This window comes from Undibacterium sp. SXout7W, assembly GCF_049339385.1.
Lineage (GTDB): Bacteria > Pseudomonadota > Gammaproteobacteria > Burkholderiales > Burkholderiaceae_D > Undibacterium.
In genome coordinates, this window is record NZ_JBMPPF010000162.1 from 1 (window position 1) to 284 (window position 284).

The 284-nt window shown below is 58.8% G+C and carries 1 protein-coding gene; it reads left to right on the top strand.

The window, feature by feature from the left end; genetic code table 11:
• Positions 1 to 284: aromatic amino acid lyase (locus tag ACO0LB_RS20935; protein ID WP_423052676.1), on the top strand; the 284-nt coding region annotated here is incomplete at both ends.

Consider the following 284-nt stretch of genomic DNA (forward strand, 5'->3'; position numbering starts at 1 on the left):
CGCTGCGCTGCGCGCCGCAGGTCTACGGTCCGGTATTCGATGCACTGGATTACATCGACACCATCGTCGACAAGGAAATCAACTCGGCCACCGACAATCCCTTGATCTTTGACAAAGAGGGCGGCGGCTTCGAGATCATCTCCGGCGGCAACTTCCACGGCCAGTATCTGGCGCAGGCGATGGATTTGCTCGCCATGACCATCACCGACTTGGGCAGCATCTGCGAACGCCGTATCGCGCGTCTGATCGATCCGACCTTGTCATGGGGCTTGCCGCGTAATTTG